Annotated in this window: 17 protein-coding genes; 7 read left to right on the top strand and 10 right to left on the bottom strand. The window is 53.4% G+C overall.

Annotated elements, in window-relative coordinates:
- Both glnE and ABYW01_RS02855 read right to left on the bottom strand, forming a co-directional pair.
- On the bottom strand, positions 1–2716 hold a 2716-nt coding region (gene glnE, locus ABYW01_RS02860; RefSeq protein ID WP_372831039.1), incomplete at its 3' end, for a bifunctional [glutamate--ammonia ligase]-adenylyl-L-tyrosine phosphorylase/[glutamate--ammonia-ligase] adenylyltransferase.
- Between the two features lie 150 nt (positions 2717–2866).
- On the bottom strand, positions 2867–4000 hold the full coding sequence (locus tag ABYW01_RS02855; protein ID WP_372831038.1) for an inorganic triphosphatase: 1134 nt from the start codon (positions 3998–4000) through the stop codon (positions 2867–2869).
- 172 nt (positions 4001–4172) lie between these two features.
- Between ABYW01_RS02855 and ABYW01_RS02850 the strand changes: the two genes are divergently transcribed.
- From ABYW01_RS02850 to ABYW01_RS02825, 6 genes are all read left to right on the top strand, one after another.
- Entirely contained in the window at positions 4173–4853 is a 681-nt protein-coding gene (locus tag ABYW01_RS02850) for a TIGR00153 family protein (protein ID WP_372831037.1), read from the top strand.
- Positions 4854–4881: 28 nt separating this feature from the next.
- On the top strand, positions 4882–6147 hold the full coding sequence (locus ABYW01_RS02845) for an inorganic phosphate transporter (RefSeq protein WP_372831036.1): 1266 nt from the start codon (positions 4882–4884) through the stop codon (positions 6145–6147).
- 244 nt (positions 6148–6391) lie between these two features.
- Entirely contained in the window at positions 6392–7546 is a 1155-nt protein-coding gene (argE, locus tag ABYW01_RS02840) for an acetylornithine deacetylase (RefSeq protein WP_372831035.1), read from the top strand.
- Entirely contained in the window at positions 7543–8880 is a 1338-nt protein-coding gene (argA, locus tag ABYW01_RS02835; RefSeq protein WP_372831034.1) for an amino-acid N-acetyltransferase, read from the top strand. The genes argE and argA overlap by 4 nt, the downstream gene beginning before the upstream one ends.
- Positions 8881–8957: 77 nt before the next feature.
- Positions 8958–9980, top strand: coding sequence for a YjgN family protein (locus tag ABYW01_RS02830; RefSeq protein ID WP_372831033.1), 1023 nt, complete (start codon positions 8958–8960; stop codon positions 9978–9980).
- Positions 9980–11002: a M48 family metallopeptidase gene (locus ABYW01_RS02825; RefSeq protein WP_372831032.1), complete on the top strand. Its 1023-nt coding sequence runs from the start codon at positions 9980–9982 to the stop codon at positions 11000–11002. The genes ABYW01_RS02830 and ABYW01_RS02825 overlap by 1 nt, the downstream gene beginning before the upstream one ends.
- An 18-nt stretch (positions 11003–11020) precedes the next feature.
- On the opposite strand, the gene ABYW01_RS02820 is transcribed toward ABYW01_RS02825, so the two are convergent.
- From ABYW01_RS02820 to ald, 8 genes are all read right to left on the bottom strand, one after another.
- On the bottom strand, positions 11021–12409 hold the full coding sequence (locus ABYW01_RS02820) for an ATP-binding protein (protein ID WP_372831031.1): 1389 nt from the start codon (positions 12407–12409) through the stop codon (positions 11021–11023).
- On the bottom strand, positions 12409–13095 hold the full coding sequence (locus ABYW01_RS02815) for a response regulator transcription factor (protein ID WP_193951321.1): 687 nt from the start codon (positions 13093–13095) through the stop codon (positions 12409–12411). The genes ABYW01_RS02820 and ABYW01_RS02815 overlap by 1 nt, the downstream gene beginning before the upstream one ends.
- 23 nt (positions 13096–13118) lie before the next feature.
- A complete protein-coding gene (locus tag ABYW01_RS02810) occupies positions 13119–13430 on the bottom strand; it encodes a PepSY domain-containing protein (RefSeq protein WP_372831030.1) in 312 nt (103 codons plus the stop codon).
- 23 nt (positions 13431–13453) lie between these two features.
- Positions 13454–14002 (bottom strand): glycine zipper 2TM domain-containing protein, encoded by a 549-nt coding sequence (locus tag ABYW01_RS02805; protein ID WP_372831029.1) that lies wholly within the window; start codon positions 14000–14002, stop codon positions 13454–13456.
- Positions 14003–14145: 143 nt separating this feature from the next.
- Positions 14146–14340, bottom strand: a complete 195-nt coding sequence (locus ABYW01_RS02800) for a DUF2892 domain-containing protein (RefSeq protein WP_193951318.1) — start codon at positions 14338–14340, stop codon at positions 14146–14148.
- A gap of 71 nt (positions 14341–14411) precedes the next feature.
- A complete protein-coding gene (locus tag ABYW01_RS02795; RefSeq protein ID WP_372831028.1) occupies positions 14412–15071 on the bottom strand; it encodes a Crp/Fnr family transcriptional regulator in 660 nt (219 codons plus the stop codon).
- Positions 15068–15316, bottom strand: a complete 249-nt coding sequence (locus ABYW01_RS02790) for a hypothetical protein (RefSeq protein WP_372831027.1) — start codon at positions 15314–15316, stop codon at positions 15068–15070. Before ABYW01_RS02790 ends, ABYW01_RS02795 begins: the two co-directional genes overlap by 4 nt.
- A 52-nt stretch (positions 15317–15368) precedes the next feature.
- On the bottom strand, positions 15369–16496 hold the full coding sequence (gene ald, locus ABYW01_RS02785; RefSeq protein ID WP_372831026.1) for an alanine dehydrogenase: 1128 nt from the start codon (positions 16494–16496) through the stop codon (positions 15369–15371).
- 142 nt (positions 16497–16638) lie between these two features.
- On the opposite strand from ald, the gene ABYW01_RS02780 reads away from it, so the two are divergent.
- Positions 16639–17605, top strand: a 967-nt coding sequence (locus ABYW01_RS02780) for a dihydroxy-acid dehydratase (protein ID WP_372831025.1), incomplete at its 3' end; no start/stop codon positions are given.

The following is a 17605-nucleotide window of genomic DNA, read 5'->3' as shown; positions in this document are numbered from 1 at the left end:
GGATACGGATATTGTCGGTGAACTCCGTCAGCGAAGGATGCTCATGGGCATAGGCCAGCACATTGAATTGCGTCATAAACTCGATATCCACAATCCCACCGCGATCCTGCTTCAGATGGAACACCGGCTTCTCGGTGTTCTGCGTATTCTTGCTACCCAAGTGGTCGCGCATCTTCTGGCGCATCTCGACCACTTCCGTTTTCAGCGCGCCACTTTCACGCTGCGATTCAAGAATCTCAGCACGCACCGCTTCAAACTCGCGCTGTAACGTTGGGTCTCCGGCGACAACACGGGCACGTACCAACGCCTGATGCTCCCAGGTCCACGCTTCTTTCTTCTGATACTCCGTGAACGCCTTCAACGAGCTCACCAGCAGGCCGGAGTTACCGGACGGACGTAAACGCATATCCACTTCGTACAACTGCCCGGACGGGGTAAAGGTGTTCAGAATATGAATGATACGCTGCCCCAGACGGGTGAAGAACACGGAGTTAGCGATCTGTTTGCCACCATCAGTGAACAGGTTAGGATCTGCATTGTGCACAAACACCAAATCCAGATCCGAGCCGTAGGACAACTCAATTCCCCCGACTTTGCCGTACCCCACCACGATGAAGTTCGGATCACACGGCACACCCGGAGACTTCATCGGCACGCCATGCTTTTCTGACAGATTGCGCCAGGCGATCTCCAGCACCACGTTCAACACGGCCTCTGCGGTCCAGGTCAGGTAATCGCTGACTTTCATCAATGGCAGCGCGCCGGTGATCTCAGAAGCCGCTACACGCAGTGTCACCGCATTCTTGAAATAACGCAGCGCTTCCATCAACTGCTCGGTGTCTTCTTCCGGGATGCGCAACAGCTGCTGACGCAACTCATTGCTGATCTGGCCTTTATCCGGCGGCGTGTACAACGTCCGCTGATCGATCAACTCGTCCAACAGAATCGGCTGTTTCGCCAATTTTTCAGAGAACCACTCACTGGCAGAGCACAGACGGACCAACTGCTTCAGTGCGCCCGGATTTTCCGCCAGCAGCACCAGATAGGCAGACCGGCGCAGTACCGCGCTCACCAATGTCAGGACGCGTGATAAGGTTTCTGTCGCATTATCGGTACGCGACACCTCTGCCAGCAAGGTAGGCAATACGGCTCTCAGACGCTCCATACCGATCTGCTGAAGCATCTGCACGGTACGTGACCGATACAGATCCACCAGCTGCTTATAGGCCGCCTCAGCGTTGTCATAGCCCTTTTCTGCAAGGAAGATAATCCCTTGTTCCTGATTCAGAGCGCCGTCCCACAGCTCCAGCCACTCCTCTGCGGCATTTTCCGTCTGCCCCTCTTCCTGCTCTTCTGCAGGCGCAATAACATCCGCAAAATGACGGCGCACATTGGCACGATGAGCTTCCAGCTGATCATAGAACGCATCCCACTGCTCAAAACCCATGCTGTACGCCAGACGCAGCTGCTCCTTGTCATCCATCGGCAGCTCCTGTGTCTGCCTGTCCGCCACTGCCTGAATCGCGTGCTCGGCATTGCGCAGGAACTCATAGGCATTCAGCAGGTCATCTACCGCTTCCTGTGGCATACCAACGGAATCAGGTAACAGTGGCAGGATGTTACAGAGTTCGCGTTGCTGCAGACGGCTATCACGACCACCGCGGATCAGCTGGAACGCCTGTGCGATAAACTCAACTTCGCGAATACCGCCTGAGCCGAGTTTTACATTTTGCTCCCGCCCTTTACGACGAACTTCGCGGTTGATCATCTCCTTCATTTCACGCAGAGACTCAAACGCACTGAAGTCGATATATTTGCGATAAACAAAGGGGCGCAAGCGCTGCATCAACTGCGCCCCGGCCTTTTTGTCACCGGCAACGATACGCGCCTTAATCATGGCGTAGCGTTCCCAGTCACGCCCCTGTTCCTGATAGTACAGCTCCATCGCATCAAAGCTGGCTGCCAGCGGAGACGCCGACCCAAACGGACGCAAACGCATATCAACGCGGAATACAAAACCATCCACGGTCATATTATCCAGCGCCTGAATCAGTTTTTTGCCTACGCGGATAAAGAAGTCCTGATTCTCCAGGCACTTTTTCTCGCCATCCGTCTGACCGTTTTCCGGGAACGAGAAGATCAGATCGATATCGGAGCTCAGATTGAGTTCATTCGCGCCCAGCTTACCCATACCCATCACAACCAGGCGTTGTTGCTCTTTTTCACCGCTCTCGCCGATACCATAAGGTGTGCCCCAGCGTTCACACGCCGAATCATATAACCAGTTCAACGCACCATCGATACAGGCGTCTGCCATCAAAGACAGGTCACGGGTGGTTTCACGCATATCCGCGCGGCGGGTCAGATCACGCCAGATAATGCGTACCTGTTCGCGGTTACGGAACAAACGCAACTCACGATGCAGATCGTTTTCGGCGTCAATGTCGGATAAACGCTGTGTCAGCGCAGTTTCGTAATAGTCAGGCTCGTAACTGCGGTGCAAATCACCGCTGGTGAGCAGGTCCTGTAACAGGACGGGAGAGCGACTGAGTTGCTCAGATACAAAATCACTGCCTACGCTCACACGCGTCAGCTCAGTCAAAAGTTCGGGGGATACCCCTTCTACTGCGTTAAGTTTGTCTTCAAAACGCTGCCAGTTTTGCTCCAGCAGGGGGTGTAGTGACTCGGTTACCGTATCGGTTAGCGCTGTGTACATGGTCCGTTTGCTCTCCCAAAAGAGTCCAAACCGGGCCATATCAGATCAAAGCCCGGCGAGTTCAGCTGTACCGGCAGGCGATACAACCAAAATGCTCACCGGACATGACCCCAGCCTATCAAATCTCTACAGCTGAGGTCATGAGCTTTGTCACGCCAGATTCAATCTTCGTTGCGCACGCTGCTGGTGTTCCTCACTCCAGCGTGTTCGCCAACTCAATGAAACCAGCTGCAAACCGATCTGCAGGGCGATCTGCCCCAGACCCACGGTCTGTAACAGCACCTCCATACGATCTTCCGCTTTTTTCTGCGCTTCCTGCTGCCACGCCTGACCATTGCCGTTCATCAGACCCGCAGTACGATGCCAAGCATCCACATCGCGTAACTGGCGAATCAGCTTTGTCAGCAACGGGTCCAGATCACCTTCAGGGTCAGCCGGAATGATATCGCTGAAGCTTTCGTACAGCCCACCGATGTTGCGCAATGACTCCAGCGCCAACGTCACATACTGCCAGTCACGGGTAAACTGCCAGGCTTCCAGATACTGCGGCCAGAGCATCAGTTCACGCTGCAACATCTGACAGAACGCCAGCTCCAGCGTCGCATCTTCGACAAAGCTCTGTTCAGGCTCACGCACCTGATAACTCTCAGGCGCGCAGAGTCGATACCCGCGCTGTGCTTTGCTGACATCAGAACTCAGCAGTGGAATCTGCTGCCCCAGCTCCAGCGCAACCTGAAACAGGCCTGCTGGGCTGCCCGCCATCAATTCCAGCTCAAGCTCACAGATTTCGTCGTGTTTGCGCTCTTCACCCTGCCCGATCCATGCCTGGCCGCGATCCAGTGCAATCTCGATCAGTAAACGCTCACCATCATCACCAACACCATCATACAGCCAGGTATTACGCATAAAGTCCGTGGCAAAGACCGGCTTGATCCGCGCCAGTAATGCCGGATCGTTTAACGCAGCTGGCCATTCGGTTTGCTTCAGCAGTTCAAAGTCCAGTTCAGGCTGATCAACATACCACTCCCACTCAGCGCGCTGATGCAAACCACCTTCAGCCTTACCACTGGTTTTCAGCGTCTGGATATAGCGGCCCTCTTTCTCACGGATGCGCAGTGCTACCCGCTCCCGCGTCAGATCCTGTTCCGGCGTGTCAAAATAGATATTTTTCAACGCCTTAGCGCCCTGATCTATCACCTGCGGAGACTGAAACAACGGCTGCTGCTTCAGAGACTCAATGTGGTGTCGACTGACACTCAGTTTTAACTCGATTTCTTTCGCCATAACCCACAGTTTCCTTCTACTTCAGGCGACAGTCTAACCCAGTCTTGGGTCCAAATTCGATTTGCGTCAGTTTGATGTCAATTTCATGAATATTTCGTGTATATACAACTACAAACATATGACAGGCCACTTTATACTGGCGCGCAAATTTTACACTCACAGGTTAACGCCCATGGTAACCAATAATCCGATCTTGCAGATGTTTGCGCGCTCGCCGTTTAAGCCGATGCAGGAACACATTGCAAAAGCACAGGAATGTGCCTCAGAGCTAATTCCATTTTTCGAAGCGGTAAAAGCTGATGACTGGGAAACTGCTTCTCAGGTACAGCACCGTATCGCAACGTTGGAAGGCGAAGCTGATGTAATGAAAAAGGAGGTTCGCCAACACCTGCCTAAGAGCATCTTCCTGCCGGTACCCCGTACGGACCTGCTGGAACTGCTGCGCATGCAGGACAAGATCGCGAACCGTGCCAAGGATATTGCGGGCCTGATGCTCGGTCGCCAGATGGCAATACCGGAACCGATTCAACCCCACATGACTGATTTCGTCCGCGCAGCCCTCAGTACGTCGGAAAAAGCACTGGTTGCTCTGAATGAACTGGATGAACTGCTGACCAGTGGTTTCAGTGGTCATGAAGTCGATCTGGTCGAGAAGATGATCGGTGAACTGGATGATCTGGAGCACCGCACCGATGAACTGGAACGCGGCATCCGTTTCGAACTGTTCCAGATCGAAAAAGATATGAACCCGATTGATGTGATGTTCCTGTATCAGATCATTAACTGGATCGGTGATCTGGCGGATCGCGCGCAGCAGGTTGGCAGCCGTTTACAGCTGCTGATGGCTCGTTAATTCTTAAGTTTTTTCAGGATTATTCCTCATGGATATCATCGCTCAGTATGGTGACACGATTGTCATCCTTGCGTGTATTTTTGGTTTCTTCATGGCTTGGGGTGTTGGCGCAAACGACGTCGCAAACGCCATGGGCACCTCGGTTGGTTCTAAAGCACTGACCCTGAAACAGGCGATTATCATCGCCATCATGTTCGAATTCGCCGGTGCATACCTGGCAGGTGGTGCAGTAACCGCCACCATTCGTAAAGGGATTATCGACCCCGCACTGCTCTCCGGTACACCTGAACTACTGGTCTTCGGTATGATGGCGGCATTGCTGGCAGCGGGTACATGGCTGCTCGTCGCGACTTACTTTGGCTGGCCGGTCTCTACGACACATACGATTGTCGGCGCGATTGTAGGCTTTGCAGCCGTGGGGATTTCTGCTGATGCGGTTAACTGGGGCAAAGTCGCTAAGATCGTTGCGAGCTGGGTGGTCTCTCCTCTGACCGCCGGGGTCATATCGTTCTTCCTCTTCCGAACGGTGCAGAAGCTGATACTCGACACCGAAGATCCATTTAAGAACGCGAAGAAATATATCCCGTTCTACATCTTCATGGTGGGCTTTATCATCGCGATGGTGACCTTTACTAAAGGTCTGAAGCACGTTGGGCTTGATCTGAGCTGGGGTCAGAGTGCACTTATCTCCATCGTATTTGGTCTCTTCACCATGTTTATCGGCACCATGATGCTGAAGAAGATCCAGCCCAATGCGGATGCGGATCGAGAATACCATTTCTCCAGTGTTGAGAAACTGTTCGGCATCCTGATGATGTTCACCGCGTGTGCAATGGCTTTCGCCCACGGTTCTAACGATGTTGCGAACGCTGTAGGTCCTCTGGCTGCGATTGTCGGTGTTGTATCTGCTGGCGGTGAAGTGCTGCAGAAGTCCGCCATGCCAGCATGGATTTTGCTGCTGGGTGGCGCAGGTATCGTTGCCGGTCTGGTGACGTACGGCCATAAAGTTATCGCAACTGTTGGTAACAACATTACCGAGCTGACACCAAGCCGTGGCTTTGCTGCAACGCTGGCCGCTGCAACGACTGTGGTTGTGGCATCTGGCACCGGTCTGCCGATCTCCACGACTCACACTCTGGTCGGCGCTGTACTGGGTGTAGGTATCGCGCGTGGTATGGCTGCACTGAACCTGCGTGTCGTCGGCACGATTTTCGTATCCTGGGTTGTAACCCTGCCTGCGGGTGCGGGTCTGGCAATCATGTTCTTCTTTATGTTCAAAGGCATGTTTAGCTAATACCCCGTTGAGCAGACGGTACCGAGTGCCGTCTGCTCCTTTAGGTTTTCCCTTCTTCAAACTTCCCTTCTGCCTCCTCAAATCCTTTTTCTTTCCTGTCGCTCTCCGCACACGAATCTAAGACTTTTCACCGACCAGCGTAGACCCTCGTCCCTGATGGTTGCACAATAAGGTATTCCATACGGACGCCCACCCATGTTTGCTGTCATGGGGATGGTCATATAACAAGAAGAACGGAGACTCCATGTCCAACCATCAATGCCCCGATATTGTTACGATGCTTGCCGAACTGATTGCCAGTCCATCGGTCAGCTGTACCAACCCCAGCCTTGATCAAAGCAACCTCGACGTCATCGAAAAGCTGGAAACCTGGTTATCCAATCTGGGCTTCAAAACCGAAGTCATGCCCATTCCGGGGGCGCCCAATAAAGCGAACCTGATCGCCACACTGGGCAGTGGTCCGGGGGGACTGGTCCTGTCAGGCCATACCGATACAGTGCCTTACAACGATGAACTCTGGGCCAGTAATCCGTTCCGATTGACCGAAAAAGATAATCGGTTCTACGGGCTGGGTACCTGCGACATGAAAGGTTTTTTCCCACTGGCAATTACCGCGGCGAAAAAATTCCTCGAACAGCCTCTGCAGCAACCGCTGATTATTCTCGCCACGGCGGATGAAGAAAGTTCGATGAACGGCGCACGTGCGCTGGCAGAAGCCGGCAAACCGAAAGCGCGCTATGCAGTCATCGGTGAGCCAACAGGATTGCGTCCGGTGTACATGCACAAAGGCATGATGATGGAGAGCATTCGCATCAAAGGCAGCGCAGGTCATTCTTCTGATCCCTCTCTGGGCGCCAACGCGCTGGAAGCGATGCACTCTGTATTGGGCAAGCTGATCGACTTTCGTCAGGAACTTCAGCGGGACTACAGCAACAGCAACTTTACCGTTAGCGTACCGACGCTGAATCTGGGCTGTGTGCACGGCGGAGATAACCCTAACCGGATCTGCGGCCACTGTGATCTCGAATACGATCTGCGCCCACTGCCGGGCATGAACCTCAATAATTTACGTGAAACGGTCGCGCAGCGCGTTAAACCGCTGGAACAGGAGTTCGGCGTACAGATCACCTCTGAATCACTGTTCCCGGGCATTCCGCCGTTTCAGAATGACGCCAGCTCTGAACTGGTACAAACTGCCGAAAAGCTCACGGGCTATACGGCCCAAAGTGTGGCATTTGGCACTGAAGCACCGTTCCTTCAAGATCTGGGCATGGATACGATTGTCATGGGACCTGGATCAATTGATCAGGCACACCAACCAGACGAGTATTTGGCTTTTGACCAGATTAAGCCTACAGTTGCGATATTAGAGCAAATGATCGCCAAGTACTGCCTGTGATAAACGATATAAAACAATACGTTAACTGGTTCCGCCACTCATCGCCGTACATCAATACACATCGGGGTAAAACCTTTGTGCTGATGCTGGGTGGCGAAGCCGTGGCCAGCCCCAACTTCGACCACATCGTCCATGACATTGCGCTGCTGAATAGTCTCGGCGTAAGACTGGTGTTAGTGCACGGCTCGCGTCCACAAATTGAGACCCGTCTGGCCCAACAAGGGCTGAAACCACAACTGCATCATCACCGCCGCGTCACCGATGCTGAGACGCTGCGCTGTGTGATTGAGGCCGCGGCCTCGGTGCGCACCGAGATAGAAGCACGGCTGTCGATGGGCTTGTCCAACACCCCCATGCACGGTGCCCGTATCCGTGTTGTGTCGGGCAACTTTGTGACTGCGCGTCCGGTCGGCGTTGATGACGGCGTGGATCTGGGACATACCGGTGAGGTTCGCCGGGTCGACAGCGAAGCGATCAATCAACATCTGGATCAGGGCAATATCGTCCTGCTATCTCACCTGGGTTACTCACCGACCGGCGAAATTTTTAACCTTGCCGTAGAAGATGTAGCCACCCGCACCGCCGTATCGCTTAACGCCGACAAGCTACTGCTGTTTGGCGCGGACAAAGGGGTACTCGACAGCAAACAGCAACTGCGCAGTGAAGTCCTCACGCGGAAAGCCGAACGGCTGGTGAGCAGCTATCTGGCAGGGCTGGAGCAAAGCGATAAACCCCATACGGAGTTGTCACGTAACTTACTGGCCTCGGTACAAGCCTGTCGTGAAGGTGTGAATCGCTGTCATCTGATCAGCTACCAGGAAGATGGCGCGCTGATCACCGAACTATTCACCCGTGAAGGCTCCGGCACGATGGTGCTGCAGGAGTCCTACGAGCAAATTCGTCAGGCCAGCATTGAAGATGTTGGCGGTCTGCTGGAGATGATCCAGCCGATGGAGGAGCAGGGTATTCTGGTGCGTCGCTCCCGCGAGTTGCTGGAGAGCGAAATCGAACGTTTCACATTGGTGGAACGTGATGGTGCGATTATCGGCTGCGCTGCGCTCTATCCCTTCGCGGAGGAAAAAACCGGCGAACTGGCCTGCGTGGCGATCTCATCGGAGTACCGGGGCGGAGATCGCGGCGATATGTTGCTGCAAGCGGTGGAAAAACAGGCACGCCTGCAGGGGCTGGAGCAGCTGTTTGTACTGACGACCCGCACCGCACACTGGTTTGTGGAACGTGGATTCAAAGAGGTGCCGGTAGGCTCTCTGCCAACCGAGAAAAAGTCACTCTACAATTTGCAGCGGAATTCCAAAGTCTTTGCCAAACTACTTTGAAACCGAGCGCTGTTTTGATCCGATTTAATGACGGCCTCGGGATGGGGCCTCTTCTGACTGATTAAGGAATATCAACCATGAACAAGCCTGTTCAGCCCAAGCTCGCTATACAGAAGCCTCAGGTACTCGATTTTCAGTTTCACGGCAAAGCCGGTGAATTCTTCCGTATCTGGATCGTCAACCTCTGCCTGACCATTCTGACACTGGGTATTTACTCAGCCTGGGCCAAAGTCCGCACGCATCAATACTTCTACGGACATACCACCCTAGGCGGTTCCAGTTTCGAGTATACCGCCCTGCCGATGCAGATTCTCAAAGGACGCCTGATCGCATTCGGTCTGTTTATACTCTACCAGGTCATTACTAATTTTTTCCCCCTCGCAGCCCTTCCGATGATGCTGCTATTCGCCGCGGTGCTGCCCTGGATTATCGTTCGCTCCATGATGTTCCGACACTTTAATACCCGTTACCGTAACATCCGCTTTGGCTTTGATGGCGGCTATGTGCAGGCGCTGATCGCCTATGTCTTACTGCCCGTTGGCAGTGCGTTCACCGCCGGATTACTCTATCCCTACGCCGTGTGTCGACAGCAACGGTGGCTGGCAAACCACAGCCGTTTTGGTGACACCCAAATGTCTGCAGAATTTAAAGCGGGTGCGTTCTATTCCATCTACCTGTCAGCCCTGTTTCTGATGATCTCGACCGGTGTTTTATTCTTTTTGGTACAGACTGCAGCCCCCACACTCACACCGCTGCTACCACTGGTGGTCCTGCCATTCTATTATCTGGTATATGCCTACATCAAAGTGAATGTGGTGAACCTGACACTGAATAACCTGCATCTGGGCGAACACCGCTTTGAAAGCCGTATGAGAACGCTGGCCTACCTATGGATATTTATCAGTAATACCTTTGCCATTGTATTCACGCTGGGACTGGCAACTCCCTGGGCTATGATCCGTAGCGCCAACTACCGGGCTACTTGCACCTCTGCGCTGATACAGGGTGATCTGGAGCAGTTTGTACAGGCACAGCAGGACCAGCAGAACGCCTTCGGTGAAGAGTTGGGTGAGACACTGGATTTGGAGTTTGGTGTCTAATGCAACTCGAGGCCTATTTTTACGACGGGCAGACCTCCAGACGCACGGCCTGTGTGCTGGAGATTGGCTCGTCCGGCTACTTCAAATTACCGAATGACCTGCAATGGCAATGGCAGCAGCTGAAGGTCAGCCCGCGTATCGGTAATACACCACGTTTTCTCGATCTGCCTGATGGCAGTCGACTGGAATCCAGCCAAAACGACCTGATTGATCAACTCTGTGAGCAGTTTAATCCTGAAGCCCACAAACGCGCGGGCCTGATCCACACACTGGAAAGCAAATTGCGTTATGCCTTAGCCGCTGTCGTGATCACCGGACTGATGATCTGGTGGTTTGTGGCCGCCGGTTTACCGGCTATCGCCGATCAGGTGGCACAACGCCTGCCCATTAGCATCACGCAGGAGCTGGGAGCGGAAACGCTGGCAGTATTGGATCAGTCGGGGCTGTTCAGCGACAGTCAATTACCTGAGGGGCAACAGCAGGCTATTCGCCAACAGTTCCGGCAGATCGCCGAAAGCCAGACGTCCGCTTTCAATTATCGGCTGCATTTCCGTGACGGCGGCATCATGGGCCCGAATGCACTGGCGCTGCCGTCAGGGGACATTCTGATTACCGACCAGCTGATCGAACTCGCCGATCACCCTCAAGGGATTCAGGGGGTATTGGCCCATGAGGTTGGCCATGTGGAACACCGGCACAGCCTGAGAATGATTTTACAAAGTAGTACCTATCCGCTGATTATCACGGCGGTGACCGGAGATATGAGTGCCGCAACCACCGTACTCGCGGCCTTGCCAACCTTACTGGTCGAAAAGAGTTACTCACGACGTTTTGAAGAAGAAGCCGATCAGTTTGCCATCGACTATATGCGACAGGAAAATATGGACGTGAAACACCTGGCGACGTTGCTGACACAGCTGGAAAACAACATCAAGCGCAGCAATATACCGGATTGGTTCAGCTCCCATCCCGCCACAGAGCGTCGTGTACAGATGCTAGAGGATGCCAAGCAATCACACTGAATACACCCAAAAGAAGGATCAGACGCTGCCACCCGGCAGCGTCACTTTAAACAGCGCACCGCCCAAATCTGATTCTGCAACTTCTAAGCGTCCATCGTACGAGCTTACAATATCCGCGGCCACTGAAAGCCCAATACCTTGTCCCTGAATAGAGGTATCCAGACGCGCACCACGTTCCAGAATCACCTGCCGCGCTTCTGGATTAACACCGGGTCCATCGTCCGCGATCTCCAGATACAGGCTTTCCTGCACTAGCGTTCCAGTGATTCTCAACTGGCTATGACCATATTTGTAGGCGTTCTCTAACAAGTTACCCAGTACTTCCATCAGATCACGCTCATCACCGGCAAAACCCAGCGTTTCGCTAACCTGCGCATCCGAACACACGCCTTTATCCCGATACACTTTATCCAGTGCACCCAGCATTCTATCCACAACGGCTTTGACTGATACCGCCTGAGCCAGACCTGCACCTTGAGATTTGACTGCACGCGCCAACTGATACTGGACGATCTGATCCATACGCTGGACCTGCTCATCAACAACCGATCCATATTCGTTTAGAGGTAACCGCTCCTCCCCTGCACCACGCATCACAGCAAGCGGCGTTTTCAGACTGTGCGCCAGATCCCCGAGTGTATTGCGATACCGCTCCCGTTGCTGACGTTCGCTGTCGATCAGGCGATTAAGGTTATCGGTCACCGGCTGAACTTCACTGGGGTATCGCCCGGACAGGCGATCGGCATCCCCCTGCTCAATCATTTTCAGATCCCGCGCCAGACCTTTTAGAGGATGGATACCCCAGCGCATAATCAATACCTGCGCCAGAAGTGCGACCACCAACACCGCCGCCAGCCAGAACACCAACTGCCTGGAATAAGCCGCAGACGCCTTCAATACGGGTTGATCCGCTTCCATGACCGTGAACTGCAACGGCATCTCTTTGCCATTAAGCTCCCAAATCACACTAAAGCGATAACGAAACATACCCGCTTCGGGCAAATGATCAAACGTGGATGCGCCTGCCGTTAATACAGTAGGCAACTGGAAATTGGCACTGACCTGGCTTTCGGGCAACAACCGTGACGACTCCGATCGCCATAACAGTCGTCCGCTACCGTTGTGGATAACGCCGTATAAACCCGAACCAATCTGGGCATAACGGGGTTCCTGAAGAGATTGTGGCAGCACCGCCAGCTGATCACCCAGCTCGATACTGCCCAAAAGGAGATAAACCTGTAACTGCAGCCGCTCTTTCACGGCCACTTCCTGACTGCTGTAATAGGCATTTTTTAGCGCCAGCCCTGCCAGCAACATGACGATGGGCAGAATCAGAGCCGATGCCACCAGCAATCGGCCCTGAATCGAACGCAACAAGGACAAGCGAAAGGGCCAAGCGGCAGTCATCAGTCTTTTTGCACCGGTTTCAAATCAAACCGATAGCCCATACCACGTACGGTCGTGATCGGCTGTATATCCTGATCCGGGTCCAGCTTCTGACGCAGGCGGCGAATAAACACCTCCAGTACGTTGCTGTCGCGGTCATAATCCTGATGGTACAAGTGTTCAGTCAGCTCCGTCTTAGACACGGTTTTACCCGCGTGCAGGACTAAATATTCGAACGTTTTATATTCGTAGCTGGTAAGTGACACCGGCTCATCGTTACGGTAAACCACACGACCCGTGGTATCGATGCGCAGTGGACCGAATTCAAATTCAGGCTTGGCGTGACCCGCGGTACGACGTAGCAGTGCATTCAGACGTGCTGCCAGCTCTTCCATATGAAACGGCTTAACCAGATAGTCATCCGCCCCCGCTTCCAGTCCTTCCACCTTATCCTGCCAGTCGCCACGGGCGGTCAGAATAATGATAGGAAAACGCTTTTCTTCGGCACGCCAGCGTTTAATCACATCAACGCCCGACAGCTTAGGTAAGCCCAGATCGACAATCGCCAGATCGTATGGATATTCGCGCCCCAGATAAAGCGCCTCTTCGCCATCTTCACAATCTTCAACGGTGTAACCACGACCTTCCATCGCCTTGACCAGCTGACGACGCAGATCCGGTTCATCTTCAACAACAAGCAGTTTCATTGCACCTTCCTCTTTCGGGCTGATCAGGGTCGCATCAACTTTCCACTGGACGCATCCACAAGAAATTCACGAATACGTCCGTTACTCATAACCCGGATGCGATACCCGGCCCGACCTTTAACTGTGACGGGTTCGGCTTTCAAAACCCGCCCGCCATATTTTTCCTTAACACGGGCGACCGCCTGCTGCAGGCTGATCGAATTTTGGGCCAGTAACATACTGACCGCTGGGCTGGTTACCGGCGCGGCAGATATAGCCGGACTGAACATCAGCATCAGCGATAAACCTAATACACCGCCTGCTTTTGCCGTCGTTGTGGCAATCCGTTTGTACATTCCCAACCCCTTAAACATTAACCTCAGTGTACCGGCCGAACATCAACCTGCACTCTGATGCGTTTACCCGGATGCCGCCGTGTCCGGGTTTGATATTCCCGTCCGTGATAGCGGTACGTGACGTTATATCCAGAAACCTCTTCATGATACTCCACATCATGTTCGACCGCACAACGCTGCTCATCCCGGTAGCTTACACCGTAATCACGGTGACGGGGGCGATTCATATCGTGCGCAATTGACGCACCCAACGCAGCGCCGATGGCGGCCTGAACCTTTTTATTCGATTTGTTATGCCCCACGGCGTTACCAATAGCACCACCAATGATGCCACCCAGTATTTCGTCCGTATAAGAGTCGTTGCGATAACGGTGTGGCCGCTGCACCTGTACACGCTCATTCCAGCAAGTTTCGCGGGGAATAGTGCGTTCAATCCGATGGTAGATGGGCTCTACATGCACAACGCGGGCATAGTCCTTATGTTTTGGATGTCCCTTATCCCAGCTGCGTGCTTCCGCCTGGGTTGCTATCACACCCACGCTGAGCAGGGCGGTCAGTATCAGTTTTTTCATCACGTCACTCCTATCTGCTTAGCAGGTTCGTTGTAAGAATGACTACAGAGTAGGGGTCAACGGATGAATCTTTACTGAACTGAAAAAAAACGCCGCTTAAAGAAGCGGCGTTGCGTCGTAAGAAAGGAGATAACCCGTGTGGGTCAGTTATTGCAGCGTTTACAGGTACTCACACCCAATATTTTGTACAGCGGGCACCAACCAAACAAAGCGATCAGGATGACCGGCAACCCGACCCAGCCCCAAACGGACTGCGGACCCACAAATACCAGCGCCAACAGAACGAGGCCCACCAGCACACGAATCGCTTTATCCAAACTACCTATATTCTTTTCCATAACGCTCTCCCGGACGGATAAACATGAAGTTGCATTCAGTATCTCGTCCAAGGAGCTCGCTATCTGTGACTTTAGTCACATTGAGGATATTGCAGTGCATCAGGATCAAGCAGAGTGACTCGCCCACGTCCTAAAACCAGAATATTTTTTTGAGCCAGTAGCTGCAGTTTGCGACTGATCACTTCGCGGGCGGTACCCAGTTCATCCGCTATCGACTGATGCGACTCACGCACGACTCCCTCCTCATCTGCCCGTTGCAACAGATGTGCAGATAAACGCTGTTCGATGTTTTCAAAGGAAACCGCCTGCACCAGGTGAATCAATCCGGCCAGCCGTTCGGCGTACGAGTCAAAAATAAAGGTGCGCAGCGCAGGGGAATTATCCACTGCCTGTTGAAAGGCTGATCGCGGCAGCAGATAAGCCACCACATCGGTCTCAGCGATGCCTTCCGCGGGGTAATTCTGGTGCCCGAGTAAACATGAGGTGGTCAGAACACAGGTGCCGAGCTGATCAATGCGATAAAGCAGTAACTCCCGACCGGCTGCCGAACGCGTCATCACCTTAATACGCCCCGACACCAGCATCACAAAATGATCACAGCTGTCGCCGTGACGAAAGATCACCGTGTCAGCAGGCAACTCAACCCGGCGTGCCTGTAAGAGCAGTTCACGCCCTTCGGCATCCAGTTCAGCCAGCGCTCCGTAGCGATCGATCAGCGCTTCTGCACTCATTTGCTGTCGTTTTCTTTATCTTTGAGCTGGCGCACAGACAGGATGACAAAACGTACGTTGTAGATCAGGCCGATGACTAGAGCAATCCCCGCCGTCACAATAAATACCTGACCCAATGCGGGCTCTTGCAACCACCAACCTAACCACAGGCTCAAAACACTGACAATCGCCACCGGAATCCCGGTTTTCATCAGACGCTGCATCCAAATATCGGAGCGAAGTTTTTTCTTATCAATTGAGGACATCTTGGTCTCCCTATACAAGGTTGCCATAGACTCCCCGATCAACCGCCAGCAATCAAGTCCGATTATTCTCGAGCACCTGCTCCATTGGTATGAGGGGCAGATTAAACGCATCCGCCACACCGGGACAGGTGATCTGACCATTATGGATATTCAGCCCATTGGCCAAGTACGGATCGTCCCACAAAGCCTGTCGCCAACCTTTAGTCGCCAAAGCAAGAACGTAAGGCAGTGTCGCATTTTCCAGTGCCAGTGCGGACGTACGAGCTACAGCACCGGGCATGTTGGCCACACAGTAATGCACCACATGATCCACTTCGTAGATAGGTTCCTGATGGGTCGTGGGCCGGCTGGTTTCAAAACAACCGCCCTGATCAATCGCCACATCCACCATCACGGTGCCAGGCTTCATCGCCGAAACCATATCGCGGGTCACCAGTTTGGGGGCCGCCGCGCCCGGTATCAGCACAGCACCCACGATCAGATCTGCTGCTAACACTGCATTTTCTATATTGTCTTGTGTGGAATAGAGCGTTTGTAAGCAACCACCGAACTGCGTATCCAGCTGTTTCAGGCGAGGGATCGAGCGATCAATAATTGTGACCTGAGCCCCCAGCCCCAACGCCATGCGGGCTGCATTCTCACCTACCACACCGCCACCAAGCACCACCACTTTGGCTGGCAACACGCCGGGCACCCCTCCCAGCAGGATACCTTTGCCACCCTGCGCTTTTTCCAAACAGTGTGCCCCTGCCTGAACCGACATACGCCCTGCGACTTCACTCATCGGTGCCAGTAGCGGCAGGCCACCGCTGGGGGATGTGACCGTTTCAAATGCAAGGGCTGTACAGCCGGATCTCATCAGCGCTTCGGTCTGTTGTTGATCGGCCGCCAGATGCAGATAGGCAAAAAGCAGCTGTCCTTCGGAGAGCATACTGCACTCGCGAGGCTGCGGTTCCTTCACTTTGATAATCATTTCGGAATTGAGGTACACCTCCTCAGCAGTTCCCACCACTGAAGCCCCCACTTTGGCGTAGTCGTCGTCTACATAGCCAACGCCCATGCCCGCAAACCGTTCAACCAGAACCTGATGCCCTTGATTGATAAGGTCGTGCACACCCGCTGGGGTCAACCCCACCCGATATTCATGCACTTTGATCTCTTTGGGGATGCCAATCAGCATAACCTACCTCCATTCCATGAAATTAAGTCATATGAGATACAGTCTTACAGTGTAGGACACTCTGGAGAGGTCAGATATTCATCAGTTCTGATATACTGGCCGATCCAATGACATCCAAGAATTAAGCCTGAAGGATCTTTTCATGCCTCAATATCGCTCCAAGACCTCCACTGCAGGTCGCAACATGGCGGGCGCCCGTGCTCTGTGGCGTGCTACCGGTATGAAGGACGATGACTTTCATAAACCGATCATCGCCGTTGCCAACTCTTTCACCCAGTTCGTACCAGGCCACGTCCATCTGAAGGACATGGGCCAGCTGGTCGCACGTGAAATTGAGAAAGCGGGTGGTGTCGCTAAAGAATTTAATACCATTGCTGTCGACGACGGCATCGCAATGGGTCACGACGGAATGCTCTACTCCCTGCCTTCCCGTGACATTATCGCCGACTCCGTTGAGTACATGGTTAACGCCCACTGTGCTGACGCTCTGGTCTGCATCTCCAACTGTGACAAAATCACACCGGGGATGCTGATGGCGGCGATGCGCCTGAATATCCCGGTTATTTTCGTTTCTGGCGGCCCAATGGAAGCCGGCAAAACCAAACTGTCCGAGCACAAGCTGGATCTGGTCGATGCGATGGTACTGGCCGTTGATCCAAACGCCTCCGACGAACTGGTTGACGAAGTTGAACGTTCCGCATGCCCGACCTGTGGTTCCTGCTCCGGTATGTTCACCGCGAACTCCATGAACTGTCTGGCGGAAGCGCTGGGTCTGGCGCTGCCGGGCAACGGTACAGTTGTTGCGACTCACGCCGACCGCGAACAGTTGTTCCTGCGTGCCGGTCGTACCATCGTTGAGATGACGAAGAAGTACTACGAACAGGAAGATGAAGGCGTACTGCCGCGTTCTGTTGGCTTTAAAGCCTTTGAAAACGCGATCACGCTGGATATCGCTATGGGCGGTTCCACTAACACTATCCTGCACTTGCTGGCAATTGCTCAGGAAGCAGAGATCGATTTCACGTTAAAAGATATCGATCGTATGTCTCTGGAAGTACCACAGCTGTGTAAAGTTGCACCTAACACGCCGAAATACCATATCGAAGACG

Source organism: Pontibacterium sp., from assembly GCF_041587635.1.
In the GTDB taxonomy this organism is placed as follows: domain Bacteria; phylum Pseudomonadota; class Gammaproteobacteria; order Pseudomonadales; family Balneatricaceae; genus Pontibacterium.
Note: the sequence above shows the minus strand (reverse complement) of the source record. Positions and strands in the feature narration are given on the sequence as shown.